Source organism: Bacillus sp. FSL L8-0099, from assembly GCF_038006385.1.
In the GTDB taxonomy this organism is placed as follows: Bacteria; Bacillota; Bacilli; order Bacillales; family Bacillaceae_G; genus Bacillus_A; species Bacillus_A toyonensis.
This window is the reverse complement of sequence record NZ_JBBOVC010000001.1, coordinates 4,292,669-4,317,949: the sequence shown is the minus strand read 5'-3', so window position 1 is coordinate 4,317,949 and position 25,281 is coordinate 4,292,669. Positions and strand designations below refer to the sequence as shown.

Below are 25,281 nucleotides of genomic sequence, written 5' to 3'. Positions count from 1 at the left end.
AAGAGGAACCGAGTATTTTACTACTTTCTAGTTCGTTAAGTGACATGAGTTTTTCGTTTCCAAGCATGTTAAGAGTTGGCACTTATACTCGGATTTTTATTGTGAATAATAAAGGGAAGGTGATTACCGCACACCAATAAGAAACCCGGGACTTATTGCGTGGCGTTTAATATAAATAAAGGGGCGGGTTGTAAAGCCTGTTCCTTTGTACTTGTAAAACAAAAGCTAGGGCATTAGTATAAATATATATTGCCAAGTTAGGGAGTAGGAAAAAAGTATGAGTGATATACATAAAAAAATTAAAAAGAAGCAGTTTGCTCCGTTATATTTACTGTATGGAACGGAAGCGTTTTTTATAAATGAAACAATAAAGCTTATTACAACAGAAGCACTTGAAGAGGAAGATCGAGAATTTAATGTTGTGACATACGATTTGGAAGAATCGTATTTAGAAGATGTGGTTGAGGATGCGCGTACACTTCCTTTTTTTGGGGAACGGAAAGTACTATTAATGAAATCACCACTTTTTTTAACTTCACAAAAAGAAAAGTTAGAACAAAATATAAAAATTTTAGAAGAATATATTGGTGAACCTTCTCCATTTTCTATTCTTGTTTTTGTTGCGCCTTACGAAAAACTCGATGAACGAAAAAAAATTACAAAACTATTAAAGAAAACAGCGGATGTAGTAGAAGCGAATGCGATGCAAGTGCAAGATGTTCAGAAATGGATTGGTGCTCGTGCTGATGAAGTACATGTGCATATTGATAATGCAGCTGTTAGTTTGTTATTAGAGCTTGTGGGAAGTAATGTAACGATGTTGGCGAAGGAAATGGACAAGTTAACGTTATACGTTGGTATGGGCGGAGAGATTACACCAAAACTTGTTACAGAGCTTGTGCCGAAGTCTGTGGAGCAAAATGTATTTGCTTTGACAGAAAAAGTAGTGAAAAAGGATATTGCGGGTGCAATGCAAATTTTAGATGGATTATTTACGCAGCAGGAAGAACCGATTAAATTGCTTGCGTTATTAGTGAGTCAATTCCGCTTGCTGCATCAAGTGAAAGAGTTGCAACAACGTGGTTACGGACAAAATCAAATCGCGTCTCATATTGGTGTACATCCGTATCGTGTAAAGTTGGCGATGAATCAAACGAAGTTTTTCTCTTTTGAAGAATTAAAAAAAGTTATTATAGAATTAGCGGAAGCTGATTATAGTATGAAGACGGGGAAAATGGATAAGAAACTTGTGCTTGAGTTTTTCCTGCTGCGGCTAAATCATATGTAGTGATACAAAAAAGTTCATGTACTTGTTACGTGAACTTTTTTGTATATAAAAAAACGATCCAAATGGATCGTTTTTTAAACGCCTTACGCGTTTACTTGTTTCGCTAAGCGAGATTTTTGACGAGCTGCAGCGTTTTGGTGGATAAGACCTTTACGAGCTGCTTTGTCAAGTTTTTTAGAAGCAGTTTTGAAAGCTTCTTTAGCATTTTCAAGATCGTTATTAGTAACTAAAGCTTCTACAGTTTTAACAGCAGAACGCATGTCAGACTTGATAGAAGCGTTATGTGCACGACGCTCTTCGCTAAGTTTAGCGCGTTTGATAGCAGATTTGATGTTTGCCATACTTTTCACCTCCCTGGTGCAATCGAATGACTCGATTCTTAACATAGAACAAGTGATATTCTATCAAACGGTGAAGAGAATTGCAATAGTATATCAATGAAATTTCACGTAAAGGAAAGAATGACCTTATATAACTTTGGGAAATCTAACGATATTTACTATGAATTACGGAGGAGATACGATGAAAGAACCATTAGATTTAAGTAAATATAGTGTTAGAACTGACCTTGCTGTAGAAGCGCATCAAATGTTGCAAGAACGCCAAGAAGAACAAGAAGGGGTACAAGGAGTTATTGTAAAAGAGAGGGAAGAAGAGGGTATTACAATTACAAAAGTCACAATTGATGAAGTTGCATCTGAATCGATGGGTAAAAAACCTGGAAATTATTTAACGCTTGAAGTGCAAGGTATACGTCAACAAGATACGGAACTGCAACAAAAGGTAGAGCGTATTTTTGCGAAAGAATTTTCTTATTTCTTAGAAGAGGTTGGCGTTACAAAAGAAGCGAGCTGTTTAATTGTTGGTCTTGGGAATTGGAATGTAACACCGGATGCACTTGGACCGATAGTTGTAGAAAACGTATTGGTAACGAGACATTTGTTTCAATTGCAGCCTGAAAGTATAGAAGAAGGTTTTAGGCCTGTTAGTGCAATTCGTCCGGGAGTAATGGGAATTACAGGAATTGAAACGAGCGATGTTATTTATGGAATCATTGAGAAGACGAAGCCAGACTTTGTAATTGCAATTGATGCGTTAGCTGCACGCTCTATTGAACGTGTAAATAGTACGATACAAATTTCGGATACAGGGATTCATCCTGGATCTGGTGTTGGGAATAAACGTAAGGAGCTAAGTAAAGAAACATTAGGAATCCCTGTTATTGCGATTGGTGTTCCAACTGTAGTAGACGCAGTTTCTATTACGAGTGATACGATCGATTTTATTTTGAAGCACTTTGGAAGAGAGATGAAAGAGGGACATAAGCCGTCACGGTCTTTATTACCAGCGGGATTTTCATTCGGAGAAAAGAAAAAATTAACAGAAGAAGATATGCCGGATGAAAAAAGTCGGAATATGTTTTTAGGTGCTATTGGTACGTTGGAAGAAGAAGAAAAAAGAAAATTGATCTATGAAGTACTGTCTCCTCTCGGTCATAATTTAATGGTGACCCCAAAAGAAGTAGATGCTTTTATAGAGGATATGGCAAATGTAATAGCGAGTGGGTTAAATGCAGCGCTGCATCATCAAATTGACCAAGATAATACAGGAGCATATACACATTGAGGGGGAGAGACGATGATAGTTTAAGTCGTTTTGCACTTCTGTGTATATGTAGTACAGTTTTATGTTTACTTATGATGATAGCAGGAGTTGCGCTTGCTAATCATGGTTTGAAAAGTATGAAAGGTTATCAGCAGCTGTCGTATGAACAAATAGCTCATATGACAGGGACAGAGGGTGCGAGTGCTGAATCAGAAATTTTGGGAAGTTCGTTTTCAACTATTGAGAAACAAAAACAATTAGAAATTTTAAGAAGTTTTAATGTCGTAGAAGGAATTGGTATGGCGATAGCAAGTGTTGCTTATGAAATAACAAAGTTTGGAACGGATATAGTTGTTGGGAAAGTGAAAGAGATTTTTAGCTAAGAGTAGCAGGAAGAACGGTTGTCTTATCGTTTTGTACGACAGCCGTTTTTTAATTTGAAAAAGGTTTGTCTCTTATGGTTTGTTCGCATAAGATATAGATAGAATGATTTGTCTTGTAAGCAGCACGAGTTTTCATTGAATCTTTGCTGCTCTATTGATATAATCAGTGCTAGTGTATATTGGCGAGACTATTAGGAGTTGAGAACATAGATGAATAAAGAAGAAAGAGCAAAAAGACAGTCCAAAATTCGTAACTTCTCCATCATTGCTCACATTGACCACGGGAAATCAACGTTGGCAGACCGTATTTTGGAGAAAACAAACGCGTTAACACAGCGCGAAATGAAAGCTCAGTTGCTTGACTCTATGGATTTAGAGCGTGAGCGCGGTATTACAATTAAATTAAATGCAGTACAATTAACGTATAAAGCGAAAGACGGTGAAGAGTATATTCTTCACTTGATCGATACGCCAGGACACGTCGATTTTACGTACGAAGTATCTCGTAGTTTAGCGGCTTGTGAAGGTGCAATTCTTGTTGTTGATGCAGCGCAAGGGATTGAGGCGCAAACATTAGCAAACGTATATTTAGCGCTTGATAATAATTTAGAAATCTTACCAGTTATTAATAAAATCGATTTACCAAGTGCGGATCCAGAACGCGTACGTCAAGAGGTAGAAGATGTAATCGGTTTAGATGCATCGGAAGCTGTACTTGCTTCGGCAAAAGCAGGCATTGGTATTGAGGACATTTTAGAACAAATCGTTGAAAAAGTACCAGCTCCGACGGGTGATTCAGAAGAGCCGTTACAATGTATGATTTTCGATTCCTTATATGATCCATATCGTGGTGTAATTGCATATATCCGTGTTGTAAACGGAACGGTAAAAGTTGGCGATAAAGTACGTATGATGGCAACTGGTAAAGAGTTTGAAGTAACAGAAGTAGGTGTATTTACACCGAAAACAACGCAGCGTGATGAGTTAACTGTAGGTGATGTAGGTTTCTTAGCAGCATCTATTAAAAACGTAGGTGATACACGTGTTGGGGATACGATTACACATGCGAAACGTCCGGCTGCAGAGGCGTTACCAGGTTACCGTAAATTAAACCCGATGGTATTCTGTGGGCTGTATCCAATTGATTCTGCTCGTTATAACGATTTACGTGATGCGTTAGAAAAATTAGAGTTAAACGATTCTGCTCTTGAGTTTGAACCAGAAACATCTCAAGCGCTAGGATTTGGTTTCCGTTGTGGATTCTTAGGTTTACTTCACATGGAAATCATTCAAGAACGTATTGAACGTGAATTTAAGATTGACTTAATTACAACAGCGCCAAGCGTTATTTATAAAGTTTATTTAACAAACGGTGAAGATGTTATTGTTGATAATCCATCTAATATGCCAGATCCACAGTCTATCGATCGTGTAGAAGAGCCGTTTGTTAAAGCTTCAATTATGGTTCCGAATGACTATGTTGGAGCTGTAATGGAAATTTGCCAAGGTAAACGTGGAACGTTTATTGATATGCAATATTTAGATGAAACGCGTGTTACATTAACATATGAAATCCCGTTATCAGAAATCGTATATGACTTCTTCGATCAATTGAAATCAAATACGAAAGGATATGCATCATTTGACTACGAGTTAATTGGTTATAAACCGTCTAAACTTGTGAAAATGGATATTCTTTTAAATAATGAACAAGTGGATGCTTTATCATTCATTGTGCACCGTGATTCAGCGTATGACCGTGGTAAAGTAATCGTAGAGAAATTAAAAGAATTGATTCCAAGACAACAGTTCGAAGTGCCAATTCAAGCTACTATTGGAAACAAGGTTGTAGCACGTTCTACAATTAAGGCGATGCGTAAAAACGTACTTGCAAAATGTTACGGTGGTGACATTTCTCGTAAGCGTAAACTTCTTGATAAGCAAAAAGAAGGTAAAAAACGTATGAAGTCTGTTGGTTCTGTAGAAGTACCGCAAGAGGCATTCATGGCTGTACTGAAAATGGATGACAACTAATATAAAATAAAGAAGGAGTCGTTTATGCGGCTTCTTTTTTTCTGTATCATTACTTTTTAGACATCTTAGTATCTCTCATTTACAATAGTGAGAGAGCTTTTTAGTTCATACAGAGTTAGGAGATTATTAATGTCCGAAAATATTCGAAAAGATATTCAAGAGAAACTACAAAATGGTAATTTTAATTGTGAAAAGGAATTGACGCTTTCTATTATTAGTGGAAAGTGGAAAGTTGTGATACTGTGGCATCTTGGTGTGGAAGGGCCTCATCGTTTTAGCGAATTACAACGGTTATTCCCAAGCATTTCTCATAAAGTTTTGTCGAACCAATTAAAAGAGTTAATGGAAGATGGGATTGTTGATCGAACAGTATATCCCGAAATTCCTCCTCGTGTTGAGTATTATATGACGGAACTAGGCATGTCACTTTTACCAATCGTTGAAATGATGTATGATTGGGGAAAAATGCGAATGGAACAAATCCGTAATACGTTAGAGAAGTAGAGAACCCTCCGGAGTGCGGAGGTTTTCTTTTTAGAAAGGTAGGAGTTATATTTGGTACAAGCTGCATATATTCATATTCCGTTTTGTCAGCATATTTGTCACTATTGTGATTTTAATAAAGTGTTTATTGAACGCCAACCGGTAGATCAATATTTAGAGTACTTAGAGAAAGAAATAATAAATACGGTTCAAAAAGTACCGTTTGATAGTATGAAAACGATTTTTGTTGGTGGAGGAACGCCGACAGCATTAAATATGGAACAGACAAAAAAATTACTCGAGATTATTAATCGTCATTTGCGTCCGTTTGCTCCGAATTGTGAATTGACATTTGAAGCGAATCCAGGAGATCTGCCGAAAGAGAAGTTGAATGTACTGCTAGAAGGTGGAGTGAATCGAATTAGTTTTGGTGTGCAAACGTTCCGTGATGAACTGCTGGAGAAAATCGGGCGCAAGCATACGAGGGAAGATGCATTCCTAGCGATTCGAGAAGCTCAAGAGGTAGGCTTTAAAAATATTAATGTAGATATTATTTATGCTTTGCCAGGACAAACGATAGAAGATGTGAAGGAAACATTAGACATTGCTTTTACGCTTGGTGTACAACATTTCTCGGCATATTCATTAATTGTGGAACCCAAAACAGTGTTTTATAACTTAATGAATAAAGGGAAATTGCGTCTTCCGGGTGAAGACCATGAAGCGAAAATGTATGAAATGGTAATGGATGAAATGGAGAAACACGGTTATAGCCAGTATGAAATTAGTAATTTCTCAAAAGGTGACAATAAAAGTAGACATAATCTCACATACTGGAATAATGAAGAGTATTATGGTTTTGGAGCTGGAGCTCATAGTTATGTAAATGGGGAACGTATTCAAAATGTAGGTCCGCTGAAGCAATATTTTAATAAAATTGATGAAACAGGATTTCCTTATTTAGATGTTCATGAAGTGACTGAGAAGGAAAAAATGGAAGAAGAGTTGTTTTTAGGACTTCGAAAAACAAAAGGTGTTTCTAAAATAGCATTCCAAAAGAAATTCAATATGGAGATGGATCAAGTTTTCGCGAAGCAGTTACAAGGCAATCAAGAACAAGGGTTGCTTGAAGAAAGAGATGGATATGTGCGTTTAACACGAAAAGGGAAATTATTAGGGAATGAAGTGTTCCAGTCATTTTTGATTGACTAATTAAATGTTTCATAAACGTGAAAAAAATTCATTATTTCGTGACGTTTCCGTTGACAATTGAATGTCAATTTTGGTAAGTTATTAATAGATTTAGCACTCGAAGACAAAGAGTGCTAACAGAGGTGATGATGAGATGCTTACGGAACGTCAGCTCTTAATTTTACAAACAATTATTGATGACTTTATTGGATCAGCGCAGCCCGTTGGGTCTAGAACGTTGGCTAAAAAAGAAGAAATCACATTTAGTTCAGCTACTATTCGAAATGAAATGGCTGATTTAGAAGAATTAGGTTTTATTGAAAAAACACATAGTTCTTCTGGACGGGTTCCTTCTGAGAAAGGATACCGATTTTATGTAGACCATCTTTTAGCGCCGCAAAACTTACCGAACGATGAAATTGTACAAATTAAAGATTTATTTGCTGAAAGAATTTTTGAAGCAGAAAAAGTTGCACAGCAATCTGCTCAAATTTTATCAGAGCTTACGAGCTATACGGCGATTGTTCTAGGGCCTAAGTTAAGCACAAATAAACTTAAAAACGTACAAATTGTGCCGCTTGATCGTCAAACAGCAGTCGCTATTATTGTAACGGATACAGGGCATGTACAAAGTAAAACGATTACCGTTCCGGAATCTGTTGATTTATCAGATTTAGAAAAAATGGTTAACATTTTAAATGAAAAGCTATCTGGTGTACCGATGGCAGAACTTCATAATAAAATCTTTAAAGAGATTGTTACAGTTTTACGTGGGTATGTTCATAATTACGATAGTGCGATAAAAATGTTAGATGGTACATTTCAAGTTCCGTTATCGGAAAAGATATACTTTGGAGGGAAAGCGAATATGCTTTCGCAACCGGAGTTCCATGACATTCATAAAGTAAGATCTTTGCTGACGATGATTGATAATGAGGCTGCGTTTTATGACATTTTGCGTCATAAACAAGTCGGAATTCAAGTGAAAATTGGTAGAGAAAATTCTTCTACGGCAATGGAGGATTGCAGTTTGATTTCTGCAACGTATTCGATTGGAGAAGAGCAACTTGGAACAATTGCAATTTTAGGTCCGACGAGAATGCAATACTCTCGTGTAATTAGTTTACTGCAGTTATTTACAAGACAGTTTACAGACGGACTTAAAAAGTAAATGAGAGTAATACATTCGCTCAAGTGATGAAATTTTCATTGCTGTGTGTAATATATAATGCTTAGGTAATCATGCTAAGCATGATACCTAATACCTTTTAAGGAGGTGAAAATTGTGGAAGAGCGTAACGAACAAGTGGTAGAAGAAGTGAAAGAAGCGCAAGTTGAAGAAGCTGTCACGCCAGAAAACAGTGAAAAAACTGTAGAAGAAAAAAGTGAGGCTGCTCTTTTACAAGAAAAAGTAGATGAGTTACAAGCGAAACTAACGGAAACGGAAGGTCGCACATTACGTCTACAAGCTGATTTTGAAAATTATAAGCGCCGTGTCCAAATGGATAAACAGGCTGCTGACAAATATAGAGCACAAAGTCTAGTTTCAGATATTTTGCCAGCTCTTGATAATTTTGAAAGAGCGATGCAAGTGGAAGTGACTGACGAGCAAACGAAATCCTTGTTACAAGGTATGGAAATGGTGCATCGTCAATTGCTAGAAGCGTTGACTAAAGAAGGTGTGGAAGCGATTGAAGCTGTTGGTAAACAGTTTGATCCGAATGAACACCAAGCTATTATGCAAGTGGAAGACAGTGAATTTGAATCAAACGCGGTAGTTGAAGAATTCCAAAAAGGTTATAAACTAAAAGACCGTGTGATTCGCCCATCAATGGTAAAAGTAAATCAATAATTTACATAAAAGTAGGAGGATTCGCCATGAGTAAAATTATCGGTATTGACTTAGGTACAACAAACTCTTGTGTAGCTGTTATGGAAGGTGGAGAACCAAAGGTTATCCCAAATCCAGAAGGAAACCGTACAACACCTTCTGTTGTAGCTTTCAAAAATGAAGAGCGTCAAGTTGGGGAAGTTGCGAAGCGCCAAGCAATTACAAACCCAAATACAATCATGTCTGTTAAACGTCATATGGGTACAGACTACAAAGTAGAAGTTGAAGGTAAAGATTTTACACCTCAAGAAATTTCTGCAATCATTTTACAAAACTTAAAAGCTTCTGCTGAAGCATACTTAGGTGAAACAGTAACGAAAGCTGTTATTACAGTACCTGCATACTTCAACGATGCAGAGCGTCAAGCAACGAAAGATGCTGGTCGTATCGCTGGTTTAGAAGTTGAGCGTATTATTAACGAACCAACAGCAGCAGCACTTGCTTACGGTTTAGAAAAACAAGATGAAGAGCAAAAAATCTTAGTATATGACTTAGGTGGCGGTACATTTGACGTATCTATCCTTGAGTTAGCAGACGGCACATTCGAAGTTATTTCAACTGCTGGTGACAACCGCCTTGGTGGAGATGACTTTGACCAAGTTATCATCGATCACTTAGTAGCTGAATTCAAAAAAGAAAATAACATTGATTTAAGCCAAGATAAAATGGCACTTCAACGTTTGAAAGATGCAGCTGAAAAAGCGAAAAAAGATCTTTCAGGTGTAACACAAACACAAATTTCATTACCATTCATTAGTGCTGGAGCTGCTGGCCCATTACACTTAGAATTAACGTTAACAAGAGCAAAATTCGAAGAGCTTTCAGCAGGTCTTGTTGAAAGAACATTAGAGCCGACTCGTCGTGCATTAAAAGACGCTGGCTTTGCTCCAAGTGAATTAGATAAAGTTATCCTTGTTGGTGGATCTACTCGTATCCCAGCTGTTCAAGAAGCTATTAAACGTGAAACTGGTAAAGAGCCATACAAAGGCGTAAACCCTGATGAAGTTGTAGCATTAGGTGCTGCGGTTCAAGGTGGCGTACTTACTGGTGATGTAGAAGGCGTACTATTATTAGACGTAACTCCACTTTCTTTAGGTATTGAAACTATGGGTGGTGTGTTCACGAAATTAATCGAGCGTAACACTACAATTCCAACAAGTAAGTCACAAGTATTCTCAACAGCTGCTGATAACCAACCGGCAGTAGACATTCATGTACTACAAGGTGAGCGTCCAATGTCAGCTGACAACAAAACATTAGGTCGTTTCCAATTAACGGATCTTCCACCAGCACCACGTGGTATTCCACAAATCGAAGTAACATTCGATATTGATGCGAACGGTATCGTTAACGTACGTGCAAAAGACTTAGGAACAAGCAAAGAGCAAGCTATTACAATTCAATCATCTTCAGGTCTTTCTGATGAAGAAGTAGATCGTATGGTACAAGAAGCAGAAGCAAATGCTGACGCTGACCAAAAACGTAAGGAAGAAGTTGAACTTCGTAATGAAGCTGACCAACTTGTATTCCAAACAGATAAAGTTGTAAAAGATTTAGAAGGTAAAGTAGATGCGGCTGAGGTTACAAAAGCGACAGAAGCGAAAGAAGCGTTGCAAGCGGCAATTGAGAAAAACGATCTTGATGAAATCCGTGCGAAAAAAGATGCTTTACAAGAAATCGTACAACAATTAAGCGTTAAATTATACGAGCAAGCTCAAGCAGCTGCAGGGCAAGCAGAAGGTGCACAAGGAGCACAAGACGCTGGCGCGAAAAAAGATAATGTAGTAGACGCTGAATTTGAAGAAGTAAAAGAAGACAAGTAATTTAAGTACAAACATAATAAGTAAGATGACAAAAAGTCAAAGTCAAGCGTGCCTTGGCTTTGGCTTTTTTCATAAATGAGGAGAAATGTGTGAGGATCTTAAGTTTTTTAGCTTGCATACTGTAAGTGAGGAAACTTTGTTGCAAAGCACTTTCTTTCGGTGTTAAAATTACGTTTATGTGAAAGATTCGGGGGTTGCAAATTTATGAGTAAACGAGACTATTATGAGGTCCTTGGGCTTAGCCAGGGCGCTTCAAAAGATGAAATTAAAAAAGCGTATCGTCGTTTGGCTAAAAAATACCATCCAGACGTAAGTAAAGAAGAAAATGCAATTGAAAAGTTTAAAGAAGTACAAGAGGCATACGAAGTGTTGAGCGATGATCAAAAGCGTGCGCAGTACGATCAATTTGGTCATGCTGGTGCAAATCAAGGCTTCGGTGGCGGAGGAGACTTCGGCGGTGGCTTTGGTTTTGAAGATATCTTTAGTTCGTTCTTTGGCGGCGGCGGTGGCGGCAGACGTCGTGATCCAAATGCTCCGCGCCAAGGTGCTGACTTACAATATCAAGTCACTTTAGACTTTGAAGAAGCTATTTTTGGTAAAGAGTTAAACGTTGAAATTCCAGTAGAAGATCCATGTGATACTTGTAAAGGTAGCGGGGCAAAACCAGGAACTTCAAAAGAAACATGTAAACATTGTTCAGGATCAGGTCAAGTAAGTGTAGAACAAAATACACCGTTTGGTCGTATTGTAAACCGTCAAGCTTGTGGTCATTGTTCAGGAACTGGTCAAATGATTAAAGAAAAATGTACGACATGTCACGGTTCAGGTAAAGTACGTAAGCGTAAAAAAATTAACGTTAAGATTCCAGCTGGTATTGATAATGGCCAACAAATTCGTGTATCTGGAAAAGGTGAAGCGGGCGTAAATGGTGGACCGGCAGGAGATTTATATGTAGTTGTTCATGTAAGAAATCATGAATTCTTCGAGCGTGAAGGTGATCATATTATTTGCGAAATGCCATTAACATTTGCGCAAATGGCACTTGGTGCTGAAGTAGAAGTTCCTACTGTTCATGGGAAAGTGAAGCTGAAAATTCCAGCAGGAACACAAACAGGAACAGAATTCCGCTTAAAAGGAAAAGGTGCTCCAAACGTACGTGGATACGGTCAAGGAGATCAATATGTAGTCGTTCGTGTTGTTGTACCAACAAAATTAAATTCACATCAAAAAGATTTATTACGTGAATTTGCAGGGCAAGAAGAGCAGGATGATAGTTTATTCGGAAAGCTTAAACGTGCTTTCAAAGGGGAATAATGGAAATAAAAAATGGAGTTGGTAAATTGTGAAATGGTCAGAAGTTAGTATTCATACAACAGAAGAAGCAGTAGAAGCTGTCTCTCATATTTTACATGAAGCTGGTGCTAGTGGAGTTGCAATTGAGGATCCAGCAGAGTTGACGAAAGAGCGCGAGCAACAATATGGTGAAATTTATGCATTGAACCCAGATGAATACCCGGCAGAGGGTGTATTAGTAAAAGCATATTTCCCACAAACGGATTCTTTACAGGAAACGATTGCGGGTGTAAAATCATCTATTGATGTGCTTCCATCTTACGACATTGAAATTGGTACTGGAAATATTACCATTAACGAAGTCAATGAAGAAGATTGGGCTACTGCTTGGAAAAAGTATTACCATCCAGTACAAATTTCTGATACATTCACAATCGTACCGACATGGGAAGAATACACACCATCTTCTCTGGATGAAAAAATCATTGAATTAGACCCGGGTATGGCGTTTGGTACAGGAACTCATCCAACAACAACGATGTGTATTCGTGCTTTAGAAAAAACAGTTCAATCAGGTGATACTGTCATTGATGTAGGAACGGGTTCAGGTGTACTTAGTATTGCAGCGGCAAAATTAGGTGCGTCTTCTGTTCAAGCATACGATTTAGATCCAGTTGCAGTGGAAAGTGCGGAAATGAATGTACGTTTAAATAAAACAGATGATATCGTATCTGTTGGACAAAATAGTCTTTTAGAAGGTATTGAAGGACCTGTTGATTTAATCGTAGCGAATTTATTAGCAGAAATTATTCTTCTATTCCCTGAAGATGCAGCACGAGTTGTAAAATCAGGTGGATTATTCATTACATCTGGTATTATTGCAGCGAAAGAAAAAGTAATTTCTGAGGCGTTAGAAAAAGCTGGATTTACAATTGAAGAAGTATTACGAATGGATGATTGGGTAGCAATTATTGCACGAAATGCGTAATATAGATTTTAGTTTATAATGAAAAGGGGAGTCTCTCACTATAAGGTGAGGGACTTGCCGTTTGTTATATGAAAAATGATAACGTTTCGTTCTTTTCGTAAGTGTTGACTTACGAAAGGAACGAAACTCTACTAAGGTGATTATATGCAACGTTATTTTGTAGAAGAAAAACATGTAAGTGAAGCAAAGATTCGCATTGTAGGTGATGATGTACATCACATTGCGAGAGTAATGCGTATGTCAGCTGGTGATCACATTTATTGCTGTGTAAACGGAAAAACAGCAGTATGTTCAATTGATGAAATTACCAGTGAATTTGTTGAGACAGCTATTGTAGAATGGGTAGAGGCATCAAGTGAACTTCCTGTGTTCGTGACGATTGCAAGTGGACTGCCAAAAGGAGACAAGCTAGAGTTAATTTTTCAAAAAGGAACCGAGCTTGGGGCAGCCGCATTTTTACCATTTCAAGCATCTCGCTCTATCGTAAAATGGGATGCGAAAAAAGCTGATAAAAAAGTTGAGCGTTTAAGAAAAATTGTGAAAGAAGCTGCGGAACAATCGCATAGAAGTGAAGTTCCAGAAGTACATGCTCCAGCATCGTTTAAGCAATTGCTTTCAATGAGTGGTGAGTATGATGTTTGTCTTGTTGCGTATGAAGAAGAAGCAAAACAAGGCGAGAAATCTAATTTTGCGAAAGCTTTAACGACAATGAAACCAGGTCAAAAGCTATTAATTGTATTTGGCCCAGAAGGCGGTTTAGCTGAGGAAGAGATTACGGCGCTTCGTGAACATAAATTTGTACTATGTAGTTTAGGACCAAGGATTTTAAGAACGGAAACGGCACCGCTTTATGCGTTAAGTGCTGCTTCTTATCATTTTGAATTGATGGGGTGATGATCAATGTCAACTGTTGCGTTCCACACGTTAGGTTGTAAAGTAAACCACTATGAAACAGAAGCTATTTGGCAATTGTTTAAACAAGGTGGTTATGAAAGAACTGAATATGAAAAGAAATCTGATGTATATGTTATTAATACATGTACAGTAACAAATACTGGAGATAAAAAAAGCCGTCAAGTAATTAGACGTGCTGTGCGTCAAAATCCAGATGCGGTTATTTGTGTAACGGGATGTTATGCGCAAACATCTCCAGCTGAAATTATGGCAATTCCAGGTGTAGATATTGTAGTTGGTACACAAGATCGTGAAAAGATGTTAGGATACATCGAAGAATTCCGTAAAGAGCGTCAACCAATTAATGCTGTCCGTAACATTATGAAAACACGTGTATACGAAGAACTTGATGTACCATATTTCACGGATCGTACACGTGCTTCATTAAAAATACAAGAAGGTTGTAATAACTTCTGTACGTTCTGTATTATTCCTTGGGCGCGTGGTTTAATGCGTTCTCGTGATGGAAAAGAAGTTATTAAACAAGCGCAGCAATTAGTGGATGCAGGCTATAAAGAAATCGTATTAACTGGTATTCATACAGGTGGATACGGTGAAGATATTAAAGATTATAACTTAGCTGGATTACTTCGTGATATGGAAGCAGAAGTAGGTGGATTAAAACGTCTTCGTATTTCTTCTATTGAAGCGAGTCAAATTTCAGATGAAGTAATTGAAGTGTTAGACAAATCTGAAGTAGTTGTACGCCACTTGCACATTCCGTTGCAATCAGGATCTAATACTGTATTAAAACGTATGCGTCGTAAGTATACAATGGAATTTTTCCAAGAGCGTTTAGATCGTTTGAAAGAAGCGTTACCAGGTCTTGCGATTACATCAGACGTAATTGTTGGCTTCCCAGGTGAAACAGAAGAAGAATTTATGGAAACGTACAATTTCATTAAAGAGAATCGCTTCTCTGAGTTACACGTATTCCCTTATTCAAAACGTACGGGAACACCTGCAGCGCGTATGGAAGATCAAGTTCCTGAAGATGTGAAGAATGATCGTGTTCACCGTCTAATTGAACTATCTAATCAATTAGCGAAAGAGTATGCTTCACAGTTTGAAGGAGAAGTACTTGAAATTATCCCGGAAGAGCAATTTAAAGATGGCGATCGTGAAGGGTTATATGTAGGTTATACAGATAACTATTTGAAAATTGTCTTTGAAGGGTCAGAAGAATTAATTGGTAAGCTAGTGAAAGTGAAAATTACGAAAGCTGGTTATCCATATAACGAAGCGCAATTTGTTCGTGTTATTGAAGATGATGTGAAAAAAGAATCAGCGAGCGCGTAAAAAAAAGCATGCAAACGGAAACGGTTTGCATGCTTTCTTTTTTCATGGAAAAGTTAAGTGTTGAAAAGGTGCAATGATAAAAATATAGTTGTTTTCAGTGGAAAAGGATGATAGCTATTTGCATAGCTTTAAAAAGGAAGAGCATCTATTCCTCTTTTATTCTGTCAAATAGTTGACCTGAAGTGATAAAATGTATTATAATCGTAAAAGACATGCTGAAGAAGTGTTTCTTTTTGCATGCTGAAGTTAGTATGTAAGTGTGATGTTTCGGAGGGAGGGAAAGAGAATGTCAAAAACAGTCGTTCGTAAAAACGAGTCTTTGGAGGATGCACTTCGCCGTTTTAAAAGATCGGTTTCTAAAACTGGTACACTTGCTGAAGCAAGAAAGCGCGAGTTTTATGAAAAACCAAGTGTAAAACGTAAGAAGAAATCTGAAGCGGCAAGAAAGCGTAAATTCTAAGAGAGGGTGTAAGTTATGAGTCTTCTCGGTCGTTTAAACGATGATATGAAACAAGCGATGAAGAATAAACAAAAAGAAAAATTAACCGTTATTCGTATGGTTAAGGCTGCTTTACAAAATGAAGGTATTAAACTGCAACATACTCTTACAGAAGAAGAGGAATTAACAGTTTTAGCTCGTGAAGTAAAACAGTATAAGGACTCCCTCCTTGAATTTAAAAAAGCTGGTCGTGAAGACCTTGTTGATAAACTGCAAAGTGAAATTCAGATTTTAAGCGCATATTTGCCGGAGCAATTAACTGAAGAAGACCTGATTGATGTAATCAAGCAAGTTATTTCTGAAGTTGGTGCGACATCAAAAGCAGATATGGGTAAGGTGATGACTGCTGTTATGCCGAAAGTAAAAGGTAAAACAGACGGATCACTTGTGAATAAGCTGGTTATCCAGCTATTAGCATAAAAAAACGTCTCATTTCGTATGAGACGTTTTTTTATGCTTTTTTTCAGTTTGGACGTGATATTACAAGCTCTTTTTTCATACATATGGGATGAGAGGAGGTCTTTTAAGATGAAAAAATTAGAACAAATGAAGAATTGGTTAACGAAGCAAATAGACCTGCCAGTGGATGTGCTAATGGATCTACCTCGGATCACGCTTGTTGGGCAAGTGCATATCTATATAGAAAATCATCAAGGTTTATTAGTGTTTTCAGATAAAGAAGTAAGATTGTTGCTAAAACATGGTCAATTATTAATTAAGGGGCAATCCTTCGTTATTAAAACAATCCTTCCAGAGGAGCTTTTGCTTGAAGGGATCATTGAGCAAGTGATGTTTTTAGAAAGTGAAAAGCAAAAAGAGTGAGGGAAACTTCCGTATGTGAAGTTTTTCTTCTTTATTCTCGTGATTCGACCTTACTATTCAGTTATCTCGCTATTTATGGGCAGTAAAATTCTTTATATCATTTTCGTACGAGCTATTTTGCTAATTAAAGTGAAAAGTAGTATGTCTACTTTTGGGAAAGGTAGTGGAGGTAGTAGATGAAAAATAAATGGTTTATAAAGTGGCTTGGATATGTAAAAGTACGAATTGAAGGTAGAGGAGCGGAACGGTTCGTTAATGAATGCGTACGTAGAAAATTATTAGTTTGGGATGTTAAGAAGATTGCTGATGAAACGTTAGTTTTTTGTATGTTGTTACGCGATGTGAAAAAATTAAAACCAATTTATAGAAAAAATGAATGCAAATTATATTTCATTGGACGCTACGGTTTTCCTTTTTGGAATAAGCGTTTAATTAAAAATAGTGGGTTTTTAATCGGTTTTTTAATTTTCTTTTTTGGTATGATTGCAATGTCAAATATGGTTTGGAAAATTGAGATTACAGGAGTGAAACCTGAAACAGAATATATATTGATGAAAGAATTGGATAAAATGGGTATTAAGAAAGGAAAACTACAGTTTCAAATGCCTAGTGTAGAAGATGTGCAACGCCATTTGACGGACAATATTAATGCGATTACTTGGGCGGGGCTGGAAGTAAGAGGGACCACCTATCATTTTAAAATTGTGGAAAAAAACGAGCCGAAAAAAGAAAAGGAACAGCATCCACAAAATTTAGTGGCAAAAAAAGAAGCAATTATTACAAAAACGTTTGTAGAGGTTGGAAAACCAGTCGTTATGAAAAATGACCATGTTGAAAAAGGACAACTTCTTGTATCAGGTATATATGGTAATGAGGAAAACCCGTCAGTTGTTTCGGCGAAAGGTATTGTATATGGAGAAACTTGGTATACATCCGAGGTGAGTGTGCCGCTGAAAACACAATTTCAAGTGTATACTGGTAATGCGTATAATGAATACTTTCTTAAGTTTGGGAGTGCAAAAATAAAAATATGGGGATTTCAACATGATAAGTATAAACGCTCTCGTACTGAACATGTAAAACATGATGTGAAATTATTTGGTTTTACATTACCGATTGCATATGAAAAAGATATTGTACGAGAAGAGGAAGAAGCGAATCGAGAATACACAGAAAAACAGGCATTGAAAGTAGCGAAAGAGATGGCTGAAAAAGAACTAAAGAAAAAATTGGATGAACATGCTATGATTGTAAGTGATAAGATTTTGAGTAAAGAGGTTGAGGCGGATCAACTAAAAGTTACATTGCATTATACTGTAATTGAAAATATTGCAGAGTCACAACCGATATCCGAATCCGATATTCAAGGAGACTGAGTAATGGCAGAACAATTAGTAGAAATGAACCAACAATTGGAAAATACTAACGAAGCAATCGCTCTTTTTGGAGTCAATGATGCTCATTTAAAAGTAATGGAACGAGAACTTAATGTATCTATCGTAACTAGAGGTGAAACAGTTCATGTGTCTGGGGCAGATGAAAACGTGACACTCGTAGAAAAAATCTTACAGCAATTACTTGTTGTTATTCGTAAAAGTGTATCCATTACAGAAAGAGATGTTGCGTATGCAATTCAGCTCGCACAACAAGGGAAAATTGCTCAATTTGAAGAGTTATATGAAGAAGAAATTTTTAAAACGGCAAAGGGTAAATCTATTCGTGTAAAAACAATGGGACAAAGACGATATATTCATGCGATGAAGAAGAATGATATTGTATTTGGGATAGGACCTGCTGGAACTGGAAAAACGTACTTAGCTGTAGTAATGGCTGTAAGAGCGTTAAAACAAGGGTATGTAAAGAAAATTATTCTAACAAGGCCTGCTGTAGAAGCTGGAGAGAGTTTAGGTTTTTTACCAGGGGATTTAAAAGAGAAGGTAGATCCATATTTACGTCCATTGTATGATGCACTGCACGATATTCTTGGACAAGAATATACGCAGCGTATGATGGAGCGAGGTGTAATTGAAATCGCGCCTCTTGCTTATATGAGAGGGCGTACGCTTGATGATTCATTTGTTATTTTAGATGAAGCGCAAAATACAACTGGTGTCCAAATAAAAATGTTTTTAACAAGATTAGGTTTTAGTTCTAAAATGGTTATAACAGGGGATCCTTCGCAGGTAGATTTGCCAAAAGGGGCAAAATCAGGTCTTTCTATTGCTACAAATGTTTTATCTGGTGTATCGGGACTTTCGTTCATTACATTAGAGCAAAGCGACGTTGTGAGACATCCGTTAGTGCAACGTATTATTGAGGCGTATGATAAAATGGAATGATCCTATTTGTCAGGATCATTTCTTTTTGTATGATAAGGTTGGCGAATAGCAATTTTTTTACTATCATGAAAGAAGAAGAGTATAAGCGATAAATGACGTATGATTCTAAAAGTGTCGCTTGTTAGAAGAAACGAAAGCTATAAATAGTTTCACTTTATTTCTGGAGAGGAGAAGGTATTGAAATCATGTCAAGATCTCAAGAAATTTCTAAGTGGTTTCGTAATTTACAACATTCGAAAAAACTAAGTTGGATTTCTTACGTTTTATTAGGAGCAGTGCTGTTTTTTGCACTTATGAATAATGTAAAACCAGAGCAATTAGATGTTACAACATATTCTATTGCGAAAAAAACAATCCATTCTCCTATTAAAATTGAAGATAAAGTTACAACGGACAAAAAGAAAAAAGAAGCCGCTACAAAAGTTGAAGATCAATATACATATAAAAGTGAGTATAAACAAAATAAAGTGGATATTGTGAATGACGTCTTTGCTAAAGTAGATGAAGTGATACAAGAGATCAAAGCGGTTGGACCGGATGAGCAAAAAAAGATTACTGATGCTGAAAAAGTGGACAAGTTGAAAAAAAAATTGCCTACTGATTTAACGAAAGAATTATCTGATTCAAACTTACTAAACTTAATTAATGCAGATTCGAACCAATTAGTATTAGCAAAAGATGCAGCAGTTACAGCTATTAATAGTATCATGACTGAGCATATTAAAATGGACGAATTGAAGGATGCGAAGGAACGATATGTAAGTGAGATGAATAGTGTTAATGTTGATAATGGTTTAAAGGAATCTATTAAGGCGTTAGGGAAATATGCGATTTCTGCAAACTATTTTTATGATCCGACCTTAACAAAAGAGAAGAGAAAAGCGGAAGAAGATTTAGTTCCACCTGTTTATATTCTTCAAGGGCAAGTCCTTGTTAGAGAAGGTGAAACGATTTCAAGTGATATGTACAATCAGTTGAAATTAGTTGGTCTGTTAGAAAAAGGGAACAGTTTTCAACCCTATGTTGGATTAGCGGTACTCATTGGTGTGCTATTGTACTTTATGCATAAGCAATTTGAAGTATTTTTACAACGGAAAAGGGAAGATAGACCGTATATTTTAGCGTACATTACCATTTTGTCGATCACGATCGTTTTAATGAAAATCATTAGCTTGTTCCAAAAGCTTGAATATGCAGGGATCGCGTATGTCGTTCCAGTTGCAATGGGAACAATACTTGTAAAACTAATGATTGGTGATCGATTTGTTTTTTTAACAAGCATGATTTTTTCTGTATGCGGAAGCATTATGTTTAATGAAGGAGTAACGAGCACCCTGAATTATAGTGTGGGGATCTATGTGTTACTAAGTTCACTATCAGTTAGTATTTTCTTGAGAGAAAAAAATCGTCGTACGATGATTTTACAAGCGGGTATACTCGTTTCTGTGTTAAATGTGGTCGTATTGGCAGCGTTATTATTGTTGCGTAATGGGAATTTTTCGCCTCTTGAAATTGGTACACAATTATTGATGGCTTCTGTTTCAGGGATTATCTCTTCGGTGTTAGCTATGGGGATTTTACCATATTTAGAGAGTGGACTTGGCATTGTATCAAGTATGAAGCTTATGGAACTATCAAGTCCAAATCATCCGCTTTTGCGTAAGATTTTGCTAGAAGCGCCAGGGACATATCACCATAGTGTAATGGTAGCGAATCTTTCTGAAGCTGCTTGTGAAGCAGTCGGGGCAAATGGTGTATTAGCCCGTGTAGGGGCGTATTATCATGATGTAGGAAAAACGGTACAACCACAGTTCTTTATTGAAAATCAGATGGGGATTGAAAACCCACATGATAAACTCGCCCCTGTAACGAGTAAAGATATTATTATCGCTCATGTAACGGACGGGGTGAGGATGCTAGAAGAGTACCATATTCCGCAAGAAATTATTGATATTGCTGGACAACATCATGGTACAACGTTACTTAAATATTTTTACTATAAGGCGATTAAAGAAGATAAAGAAAAATATACAGAAGAGATGTTCCGTTATCCAGGATCCAAAGCAACTTCTAAAGAGTCGGCGATTGTTGGGATTGCTGATAGTGTAGAGGCCGCGGTGCGTTCTATGAATCATCCAACGCCAGATCAAATTAATAATTTAGTGCAAAGTATTATTAAAGATCGTTTGCAAGATGGACAATTTAGTGAATGTGATTTGACATTTAAAGAGCTACAAATCGTTGGAAAAACGTTATGCGAGACGTTAAATGGTATTTTCCATTCGCGTATTACATATCCGGAACTACCGGAAGAGAAGGAGAAAGAATGAGTTTATTAATTGATTTTATTGATGAAACAGAAGAAGTGAAAGACGATTATATAAGTTTGATTCGAGAGCTGGTAGAGAAAGCAGCTCAAATGGAAAACATAGAAGAAGGGGCAGAATTATCGGTTACGTTTGTAGATAATGAACGTATTCGTGAAATAAACCGTGATTACCGAGATAAGGATCAGCCTACGGATGTTATTTCTTTCGCTATGGAAGAAATGGGAGAAGGTGAAATGGAAATTGTCGGTGCGGAGATGCCGCGTATGTTAGGAGATCTTATTATTTCTATTCCAAGAGCGAAAGAGCAAGCTGAAGAATATGGACACTCTTTTGATAGGGAACTTGGGTTTTTAGCGTTACATGGCTTTTTACATTTGCTTGGTTATGATCACATGACAGAAGAAGATGAAAAAGAAATGTTTGGAAGACAAAAAGAAATTTTAGAAGCATTTGGATTAGGACGATGAAAAAAGGAGAACTTTTAGATAGTTTTGGATATGCTATAGCTGGTATATTCTTTTGTCTTCGTCATGAAAGAAATATGAGAATTCATTATTTAGCCGCAGTCATTGTTATATGCTGCGGCTTTTATTTCCATATTACGAAAATAGAGTGGGTGGTATTACTTATTGTGATAGGGATTGTAATGGGTTTAGAGATGGTAAATACGGCTGTGGAAAAAACAGTAGACTTAGTGACTGCTGATATACATCCATTTGCGAAAATTGCAAAGGATGTCGCAGCAGGAGCGGTTTTACTCTTTGCAGTTATAGCCGTTATAATTGGTGCTATTATCTTTGTACCGTATGTGGTATAGTTGCATTCCGAAGCTTTTATTAAGCCTTGGAAGTGCTATAAAGGCCTTTAGTGAGAGAGTGTATCTATTCACAGCTGTGAACAGGAAGGATGCGGGATATGAATAGTAAACAATTAATTCAAGAAGCAATCGAAGCGCGTAAACAAGCGTACGTACCATATTCAAAATTTCAAGTAGGTGCAGCATTATTAACGCACGATGGAAAAGTATATCGTGGCTGTAATGTTGAGAATGCATCCTATGGCTTATGCAACTGTGCAGAAAGAACTGCTTTATTTAAGGCAGTTTCTGAAGGGGATAAAGAGTTTGTAGCTATTGCGGTTGTAGCAGATACAAAACGCCCAGTACCTCCTTGTGGAGCATGTCGACAAGTTATGGTAGAATTATGTAAACAGGATACGAAAGTATACCTATCAAATTTACATGGTGACGTTCAAGAGACGACAGTCGGAGAATTGTTACCAGGAGCATTTTTAGCGGAGGATTTACATGAATAGAAAAGGTTATAAATCAGGTTTTGTCTCTATTATTGGCAGACCGAATGTTGGGAAATCTACATTTTTAAATCGTATTATCGGCCAAAAAATTGCCATTATGAGTGACAAGCCACAAACGACTCGTAATAAAATTCAAGGCGTATATACAGAAAATGATTCACAAGTAATTTTCATTGATACACCAGGAATACATAAACCGAAACATAAACTAGGTGACTTCATGGTGAAGATGGCTCAAACGACATTGAAAGAAGTTGATATTGTTCTGTTTATGGTCAATGCAACTGAAGGATTTGGTCGTGGTGAGGAATTCATTATTGAGAAATTACAAGAAACGAAACAACCGGTATTTTTGGTAATTAATAAAATTGACCAAGTTCATCCAGAGCAATTATTAGAGTTAATTGATCAATATCGTAAACTACATGAGTTTGCAGAGATTGTACCAATTTCTGCATTAGACGGTAATAATGTAGAAGCGTTAATTGGAGCAATTAAAAAATATTTACCAGAAGGACCGCAATACTACCCAGATAATCAAGTAACGGATCATCCGGAGCGATTTATTATTGCAGAGCTTATTCGTGAAAAAGTACTACATTTAACACGTGAAGAAGTGCCACATTCTGTAGCGGTTGTTATTGATGCAATTCAGAAGCGTGAGGGCGGTGCAGTTTATATAAATGCAACGATTGTTGTTGAACGTGCATCACAAAAAGGAATTATTATTGGGAAACAAGGGAAGATGTTAAAAGAAGTCGGGAAACGAGCTCGTTTTGATATTGAAGCACTTCTTGGTTCTAAAGTATTTTTAGAGGTATGGGTAAAAGTACAAAAAGATTGGCGCAATAAGATGTCTCAGCTTCGTGATCTTGGTTTCCGCGAAGACGAGTACTAAAATAAAGTAAGGCTGTAATCAGTGGATGCTTGCTCATCCGCTGATTATTGGTTTTTGTAAACTTTAATAAATTAGGAAAAATTTTTCTCACATGAAAATGGACAAAATGGGTCAATTTAATAACAAAGGAAATTGGTTTATAGGCTACGCTTATTGAGAAAGGTGGATTCTTATGCTAGATTTTACCTGGAAGTTTTTCTCCAAAACAGGAAGCATTGAAACGTATTTGCTTTTAAAAGAGATGGAAAAAGACGTAAACGATGAGATGGATCAACATGATGAGGAGCTAGCGCATCTAGACTCTCCAATTTCTTGACCCGTTTTGTTCAAACCTTGGATGGTGACGAACATGTTTCAAAAAGTTGAGGGCATCGTTATCCGTACGACAGATTACGGAGAAACGAATAAGATTGTTACAATATTCTCAAGAGAATTCGGTAAGATAAGTGCAATGGCAAGAGGAGCGAAAAAACCGAAAAGTCGGTTAGCATCTGTTTCGCAACTTATGACACATGGGCATTTTCTTATTCAAGTGGGATCTGGGCTTGGAACTTTGCAACAAGGCGAGATTATTTCAACTATGAAAGAAATTCGCGAGGATATATTTTTAACTGCTTATGCATCATTTGTTGTTGAGTTAACTGATAAAGCAACAGAAGATAAAAAACATAATCCGTACTTATTTGAAATGTTATATCAAACGTTGCATTATATGTGTGAGGGTGTTGATCCAGAAGTATTATCATTAATTTATCAAACGAAAATGCTTCCGGTATTAGGGATGCGCCCGTATTTTGATACATGTGCGATTTGTCATCAAGAAACAGATTTTGTCGCCTTCTCTGTCAGGGAAGGCGGTTTTCTGTGCTCACGTCATGCGGAGCAAGATCCGTATCGTATACCGGTGGGAGAAGCTGTACATAAATTGTTACGTCTTTTCTTCCATTTCGATTTACATAGGCTCGGCAATGTATCAGTGAAGGATAGCACAAAAAAACAAATGCGCTTAGTATTGAATACATATTATGATGAATATTGCGGAATTTATTTGAAATCAAGACGTTTCCTAGAGCAACTTGATAAGTTTCAAATATAATTTGGGGCCGTATACGGTCCTTTTTACATACTTTCTTTTTCGAATAGCATATTTAGTATATAATATTTAAGAGATAGTATAACTTTTTTCGTTGTGCATTAAAGGTGGTGATTATCATAGAGCTGAATAAACGGCAAGAACATATCATTCAGATTGTAAAAGATCACGGTCCTATTACAGGGGAGTCAATTGCTGCGCAATTGGGTTTAACACGTGCAACGCTAAGACCAGACTTAGCAATTTTAACGATGGCTGGTTATTTAGAAGCGCGTCCACGCGTAGGTTATTTTTATACGGGGAAAACTGGGGGGCAGCTATTATCTGAAGCTGTTAAGAAAATTAAAGTGCAAGATTATCAATCTAGACCGGCTGTAATTGATAAAAATGTATCAGTATACGATGCAATTTGTACGATGTTTTTAGAGGATGTTGGTACATTGTTTGTTGTAGATCAATCTACACTATTAGTTGGTGTTGTGTCTCGAAAAGATCTATTAAGAGCTAGCTTAGGGAAGCAGGATTTAACCTCTCTTCCGGTTAATATTATCATGACAAGGATGCCAAACATTGCCATGTGTCGTAGAGAAGATTCTTTATATGATATTGCGATGGAATTAATAGAAAGACAGATTGATGCGATGCCGGTTGTGAAAGATACGAAGCAAGGTTTAGAAGTAATTGGACGAATTACAAAAACAAATATTACACGTGCGTTTGTAAACCTAGTAAATAACGAATAAGTGTAATTTGT

General features: G+C 37.0%; 27 protein-coding genes. 26 read left to right on the top strand and 1 reads right to left on the bottom strand.

The genetic code is table 11. The annotated features are described in order from the left end of the window. Window positions 1-277: 277 nt before the first annotated feature. Window positions 278-1,288 (top strand): DNA polymerase III subunit delta, encoded by a 1,011-nt coding sequence (holA, locus tag MHH42_RS21930; protein ID WP_001279927.1) that lies wholly within the window; start codon window positions 278-280, stop codon window positions 1,286-1,288. 83 nt (window positions 1,289-1,371) lie between these two features. Here holA and rpsT read toward each other — a convergent pair whose 3' ends face one another. Continuing rightward, window positions 1,372-1,629: a 30S ribosomal protein S20 gene (gene rpsT, locus MHH42_RS21925; RefSeq protein ID WP_001274011.1), complete on the bottom strand. Its 258-nt coding sequence runs from the start codon at window positions 1,627-1,629 to the stop codon at window positions 1,372-1,374. 181 nt (window positions 1,630-1,810) lie between these two features. Between rpsT and gpr the strand changes: the two genes are divergently transcribed. The 25 genes from gpr to MHH42_RS21800 all read left to right on the top strand — a co-directional run bounded on the left by gpr (window position 1,811) and on the right by MHH42_RS21800 (window position 25,270). Continuing rightward, the gene (gene gpr, locus MHH42_RS21920; protein WP_000662628.1) at window positions 1,811-2,914 is read left to right on the top strand and encodes a GPR endopeptidase; all 1,104 of its coding nucleotides are present in this window, start codon (window positions 1,811-1,813) and stop codon (window positions 2,912-2,914) included. Next, a complete protein-coding gene (locus MHH42_RS21915; protein WP_016109110.1) occupies window positions 2,911-3,276 on the top strand; it encodes a YqxA family protein in 366 nt (121 codons plus the stop codon). The genes gpr and MHH42_RS21915 overlap by 4 nt, the downstream gene beginning before the upstream one ends. 210 nt (window positions 3,277-3,486) lie before the next feature. Then, complete coding sequence (gene lepA, locus MHH42_RS21910; protein ID WP_001030961.1) at window positions 3,487-5,310, top strand: elongation factor 4; 1,824 nt, start codon at window positions 3,487-3,489, stop codon at window positions 5,308-5,310. Window positions 5,311-5,439: 129 nt separating this feature from the next. After that, window positions 5,440-5,814, top strand: a complete 375-nt coding sequence (locus MHH42_RS21905; RefSeq protein WP_001293547.1) for a winged helix-turn-helix transcriptional regulator — start codon at window positions 5,440-5,442, stop codon at window positions 5,812-5,814. Between the two features lie 51 nt (window positions 5,815-5,865). After that, window positions 5,866-7,005: a radical SAM family heme chaperone HemW gene (gene hemW, locus MHH42_RS21900; RefSeq protein WP_000249450.1), complete on the top strand. Its 1,140-nt coding sequence runs from the start codon at window positions 5,866-5,868 to the stop codon at window positions 7,003-7,005. 133 nt (window positions 7,006-7,138) lie between these two features. Continuing rightward, complete coding sequence (gene hrcA / locus MHH42_RS21895) at window positions 7,139-8,155, top strand: heat-inducible transcriptional repressor HrcA (protein WP_000954961.1); 1,017 nt, start codon at window positions 7,139-7,141, stop codon at window positions 8,153-8,155. A 114-nt stretch (window positions 8,156-8,269) separates the two neighbouring features. Next, window positions 8,270-8,836, top strand: coding sequence for a nucleotide exchange factor GrpE (grpE, locus tag MHH42_RS21890; RefSeq protein WP_016109108.1), 567 nt, complete (start codon window positions 8,270-8,272; stop codon window positions 8,834-8,836). Between the two features lie 26 nt (window positions 8,837-8,862). Further along, a complete protein-coding gene (gene dnaK, locus MHH42_RS21885) occupies window positions 8,863-10,698 on the top strand; it encodes a chaperone protein DnaK (RefSeq protein WP_016109107.1) in 1,836 nt (611 codons plus the stop codon). Between the two features lie 204 nt (window positions 10,699-10,902). Beyond that, complete coding sequence (gene dnaJ, locus MHH42_RS21880; RefSeq protein WP_000043955.1) at window positions 10,903-12,012, top strand: chaperone protein DnaJ; 1,110 nt, start codon at window positions 10,903-10,905, stop codon at window positions 12,010-12,012. 28 nt (window positions 12,013-12,040) lie between these two features. Then, a complete protein-coding gene (gene prmA / locus MHH42_RS21875; protein WP_000872123.1) occupies window positions 12,041-12,979 on the top strand; it encodes a 50S ribosomal protein L11 methyltransferase in 939 nt (312 codons plus the stop codon). Between the two features lie 144 nt (window positions 12,980-13,123). Beyond that, window positions 13,124-13,873 carry a 16S rRNA (uracil(1498)-N(3))-methyltransferase gene (locus MHH42_RS21870; protein WP_001190139.1) on the top strand — a complete coding sequence of 250 codons (750 nt, stop codon included), beginning with the start codon at window positions 13,124-13,126 and terminating at the stop codon, window positions 13,871-13,873. 6 nt (window positions 13,874-13,879) lie between these two features. After that, entirely contained in the window at window positions 13,880-15,232 is a 1,353-nt protein-coding gene (mtaB, locus tag MHH42_RS21865; RefSeq protein WP_000108698.1) for a tRNA (N(6)-L-threonylcarbamoyladenosine(37)-C(2))-methylthiotransferase MtaB, read from the top strand. Between the two features lie 286 nt (window positions 15,233-15,518). After that, window positions 15,519-15,692 (top strand): 30S ribosomal protein S21, encoded by a 174-nt coding sequence (rpsU, locus tag MHH42_RS21860; RefSeq protein WP_000048061.1) that lies wholly within the window; start codon window positions 15,519-15,521, stop codon window positions 15,690-15,692. Between the two features lie 15 nt (window positions 15,693-15,707). Continuing rightward, a complete protein-coding gene (locus MHH42_RS21855; RefSeq protein ID WP_000054576.1) occupies window positions 15,708-16,151 on the top strand; it encodes a GatB/YqeY domain-containing protein in 444 nt (147 codons plus the stop codon). Window positions 16,152-16,259: 108 nt separating this feature from the next. After that, a complete protein-coding gene (gene yqfC / locus MHH42_RS21850; RefSeq protein WP_000732262.1) occupies window positions 16,260-16,553 on the top strand; it encodes a sporulation protein YqfC in 294 nt (97 codons plus the stop codon). 176 nt (window positions 16,554-16,729) lie between these two features. Next, window positions 16,730-17,929, top strand: a complete 1,200-nt coding sequence (gene yqfD / locus MHH42_RS21845; protein ID WP_340894100.1) for a sporulation protein YqfD — start codon at window positions 16,730-16,732, stop codon at window positions 17,927-17,929. Between the two features lie 3 nt (window positions 17,930-17,932). Continuing rightward, window positions 17,933-18,892 (top strand): PhoH family protein, encoded by a 960-nt coding sequence (locus tag MHH42_RS21840; RefSeq protein ID WP_000840526.1) that lies wholly within the window; start codon window positions 17,933-17,935, stop codon window positions 18,890-18,892. 185 nt (window positions 18,893-19,077) lie between these two features. Next, on the top strand, window positions 19,078-21,222 hold the full coding sequence (locus tag MHH42_RS21835; RefSeq protein WP_000091506.1) for an HD family phosphohydrolase: 2,145 nt from the start codon (window positions 19,078-19,080) through the stop codon (window positions 21,220-21,222). Next, window positions 21,219-21,689: an rRNA maturation RNase YbeY gene (gene ybeY / locus MHH42_RS21830; RefSeq protein ID WP_000054674.1), complete on the top strand. Its 471-nt coding sequence runs from the start codon at window positions 21,219-21,221 to the stop codon at window positions 21,687-21,689. The genes MHH42_RS21835 and ybeY overlap by 4 nt, the downstream gene beginning before the upstream one ends. Further along, window positions 21,686-22,039 (top strand): diacylglycerol kinase family protein, encoded by a 354-nt coding sequence (locus MHH42_RS21825; protein ID WP_070173783.1) that lies wholly within the window; start codon window positions 21,686-21,688, stop codon window positions 22,037-22,039. The genes ybeY and MHH42_RS21825 overlap by 4 nt, the downstream gene beginning before the upstream one ends. Before the next feature lie 98 nt (window positions 22,040-22,137). Next, window positions 22,138-22,536, top strand: coding sequence for a cytidine deaminase (locus MHH42_RS21820; protein ID WP_001086291.1), 399 nt, complete (start codon window positions 22,138-22,140; stop codon window positions 22,534-22,536). Further along, a complete protein-coding gene (era, locus tag MHH42_RS21815) occupies window positions 22,529-23,434 on the top strand; it encodes a GTPase Era (RefSeq protein WP_001080234.1) in 906 nt (301 codons plus the stop codon). The genes MHH42_RS21820 and era overlap by 8 nt, the downstream gene beginning before the upstream one ends. Window positions 23,435-23,606: 172 nt before the next feature. Continuing rightward, the gene (locus tag MHH42_RS21810; protein WP_000883923.1) at window positions 23,607-23,750 is read left to right on the top strand and encodes a YqzL family protein; all 144 of its coding nucleotides are present in this window, start codon (window positions 23,607-23,609) and stop codon (window positions 23,748-23,750) included. Window positions 23,751-23,783: 33 nt separating this feature from the next. Next, window positions 23,784-24,530: a DNA repair protein RecO gene (gene recO, locus MHH42_RS21805; RefSeq protein WP_000487005.1), complete on the top strand. Its 747-nt coding sequence runs from the start codon at window positions 23,784-23,786 to the stop codon at window positions 24,528-24,530. A gap of 107 nt (window positions 24,531-24,637) precedes the next feature. Continuing rightward, window positions 24,638-25,270 carry a helix-turn-helix transcriptional regulator gene (locus tag MHH42_RS21800; RefSeq protein WP_000583755.1) on the top strand — a complete coding sequence of 211 codons (633 nt, stop codon included), beginning with the start codon at window positions 24,638-24,640 and terminating at the stop codon, window positions 25,268-25,270. Window positions 25,271-25,281 lie beyond the last annotated feature (11 nt).

What these genes read in the sequence shown, in the direction of transcription:
- MHH42_RS21855 (WP_000054576.1), top strand. Translation starts at nt 15,708, where the DNA reads ATGAGTCTTCTCGGTCGTTTAAACGATGATATGAAACAAGCGATGAAG.
- MHH42_RS21835 (WP_000091506.1), top strand. Translation starts at nt 19,078, where the DNA reads ATGTCAAGATCTCAAGAAATTTCTAAGTGGTTTCGTAATTTACAACAT.
- era (WP_001080234.1), top strand. Translation starts at nt 22,529, where the DNA reads ATGAATAGAAAAGGTTATAAATCAGGTTTTGTCTCTATTATTGGCAGA.
- dnaJ (WP_000043955.1), top strand. Translation starts at nt 10,903, where the DNA reads ATGAGTAAACGAGACTATTATGAGGTCCTTGGGCTTAGCCAGGGCGCT.
- MHH42_RS21870 (WP_001190139.1), top strand. Translation starts at nt 13,124, where the DNA reads ATGCAACGTTATTTTGTAGAAGAAAAACATGTAAGTGAAGCAAAGATT.
- lepA (WP_001030961.1), top strand. Translation starts at nt 3,487, where the DNA reads ATGAATAAAGAAGAAAGAGCAAAAAGACAGTCCAAAATTCGTAACTTC.
- rpsT (WP_001274011.1), bottom strand. Translation starts at nt 1,629, where the DNA reads ATGGCAAACATCAAATCTGCTATCAAACGCGCTAAACTTAGCGAAGAG.
- rpsU (WP_000048061.1), top strand. Translation starts at nt 15,519, where the DNA reads ATGTCAAAAACAGTCGTTCGTAAAAACGAGTCTTTGGAGGATGCACTT.
- ybeY (WP_000054674.1), top strand. Translation starts at nt 21,219, where the DNA reads ATGAGTTTATTAATTGATTTTATTGATGAAACAGAAGAAGTGAAAGAC.
- holA (WP_001279927.1), top strand. Translation starts at nt 278, where the DNA reads ATGAGTGATATACATAAAAAAATTAAAAAGAAGCAGTTTGCTCCGTTA.
- MHH42_RS21825 (WP_070173783.1), top strand. Translation starts at nt 21,686, where the DNA reads ATGAAAAAAGGAGAACTTTTAGATAGTTTTGGATATGCTATAGCTGGT.
- MHH42_RS21905 (WP_001293547.1), top strand. Translation starts at nt 5,440, where the DNA reads ATGTCCGAAAATATTCGAAAAGATATTCAAGAGAAACTACAAAATGGT.
- hrcA (WP_000954961.1), top strand. Translation starts at nt 7,139, where the DNA reads ATGCTTACGGAACGTCAGCTCTTAATTTTACAAACAATTATTGATGAC.
- MHH42_RS21840 (WP_000840526.1), top strand. Translation starts at nt 17,933, where the DNA reads ATGGCAGAACAATTAGTAGAAATGAACCAACAATTGGAAAATACTAAC.
- dnaK (WP_016109107.1), top strand. Translation starts at nt 8,863, where the DNA reads ATGAGTAAAATTATCGGTATTGACTTAGGTACAACAAACTCTTGTGTA.
- yqfD (WP_340894100.1), top strand. Translation starts at nt 16,730, where the DNA reads ATGAAAAATAAATGGTTTATAAAGTGGCTTGGATATGTAAAAGTACGA.
- mtaB (WP_000108698.1), top strand. Translation starts at nt 13,880, where the DNA reads ATGTCAACTGTTGCGTTCCACACGTTAGGTTGTAAAGTAAACCACTAT.
- MHH42_RS21810 (WP_000883923.1), top strand. Translation starts at nt 23,607, where the DNA reads ATGCTAGATTTTACCTGGAAGTTTTTCTCCAAAACAGGAAGCATTGAA.
- MHH42_RS21820 (WP_001086291.1), top strand. Translation starts at nt 22,138, where the DNA reads ATGAATAGTAAACAATTAATTCAAGAAGCAATCGAAGCGCGTAAACAA.
- gpr (WP_000662628.1), top strand. Translation starts at nt 1,811, where the DNA reads ATGAAAGAACCATTAGATTTAAGTAAATATAGTGTTAGAACTGACCTT.
- recO (WP_000487005.1), top strand. Translation starts at nt 23,784, where the DNA reads ATGTTTCAAAAAGTTGAGGGCATCGTTATCCGTACGACAGATTACGGA.
- yqfC (WP_000732262.1), top strand. Translation starts at nt 16,260, where the DNA reads ATGAAAAAATTAGAACAAATGAAGAATTGGTTAACGAAGCAAATAGAC.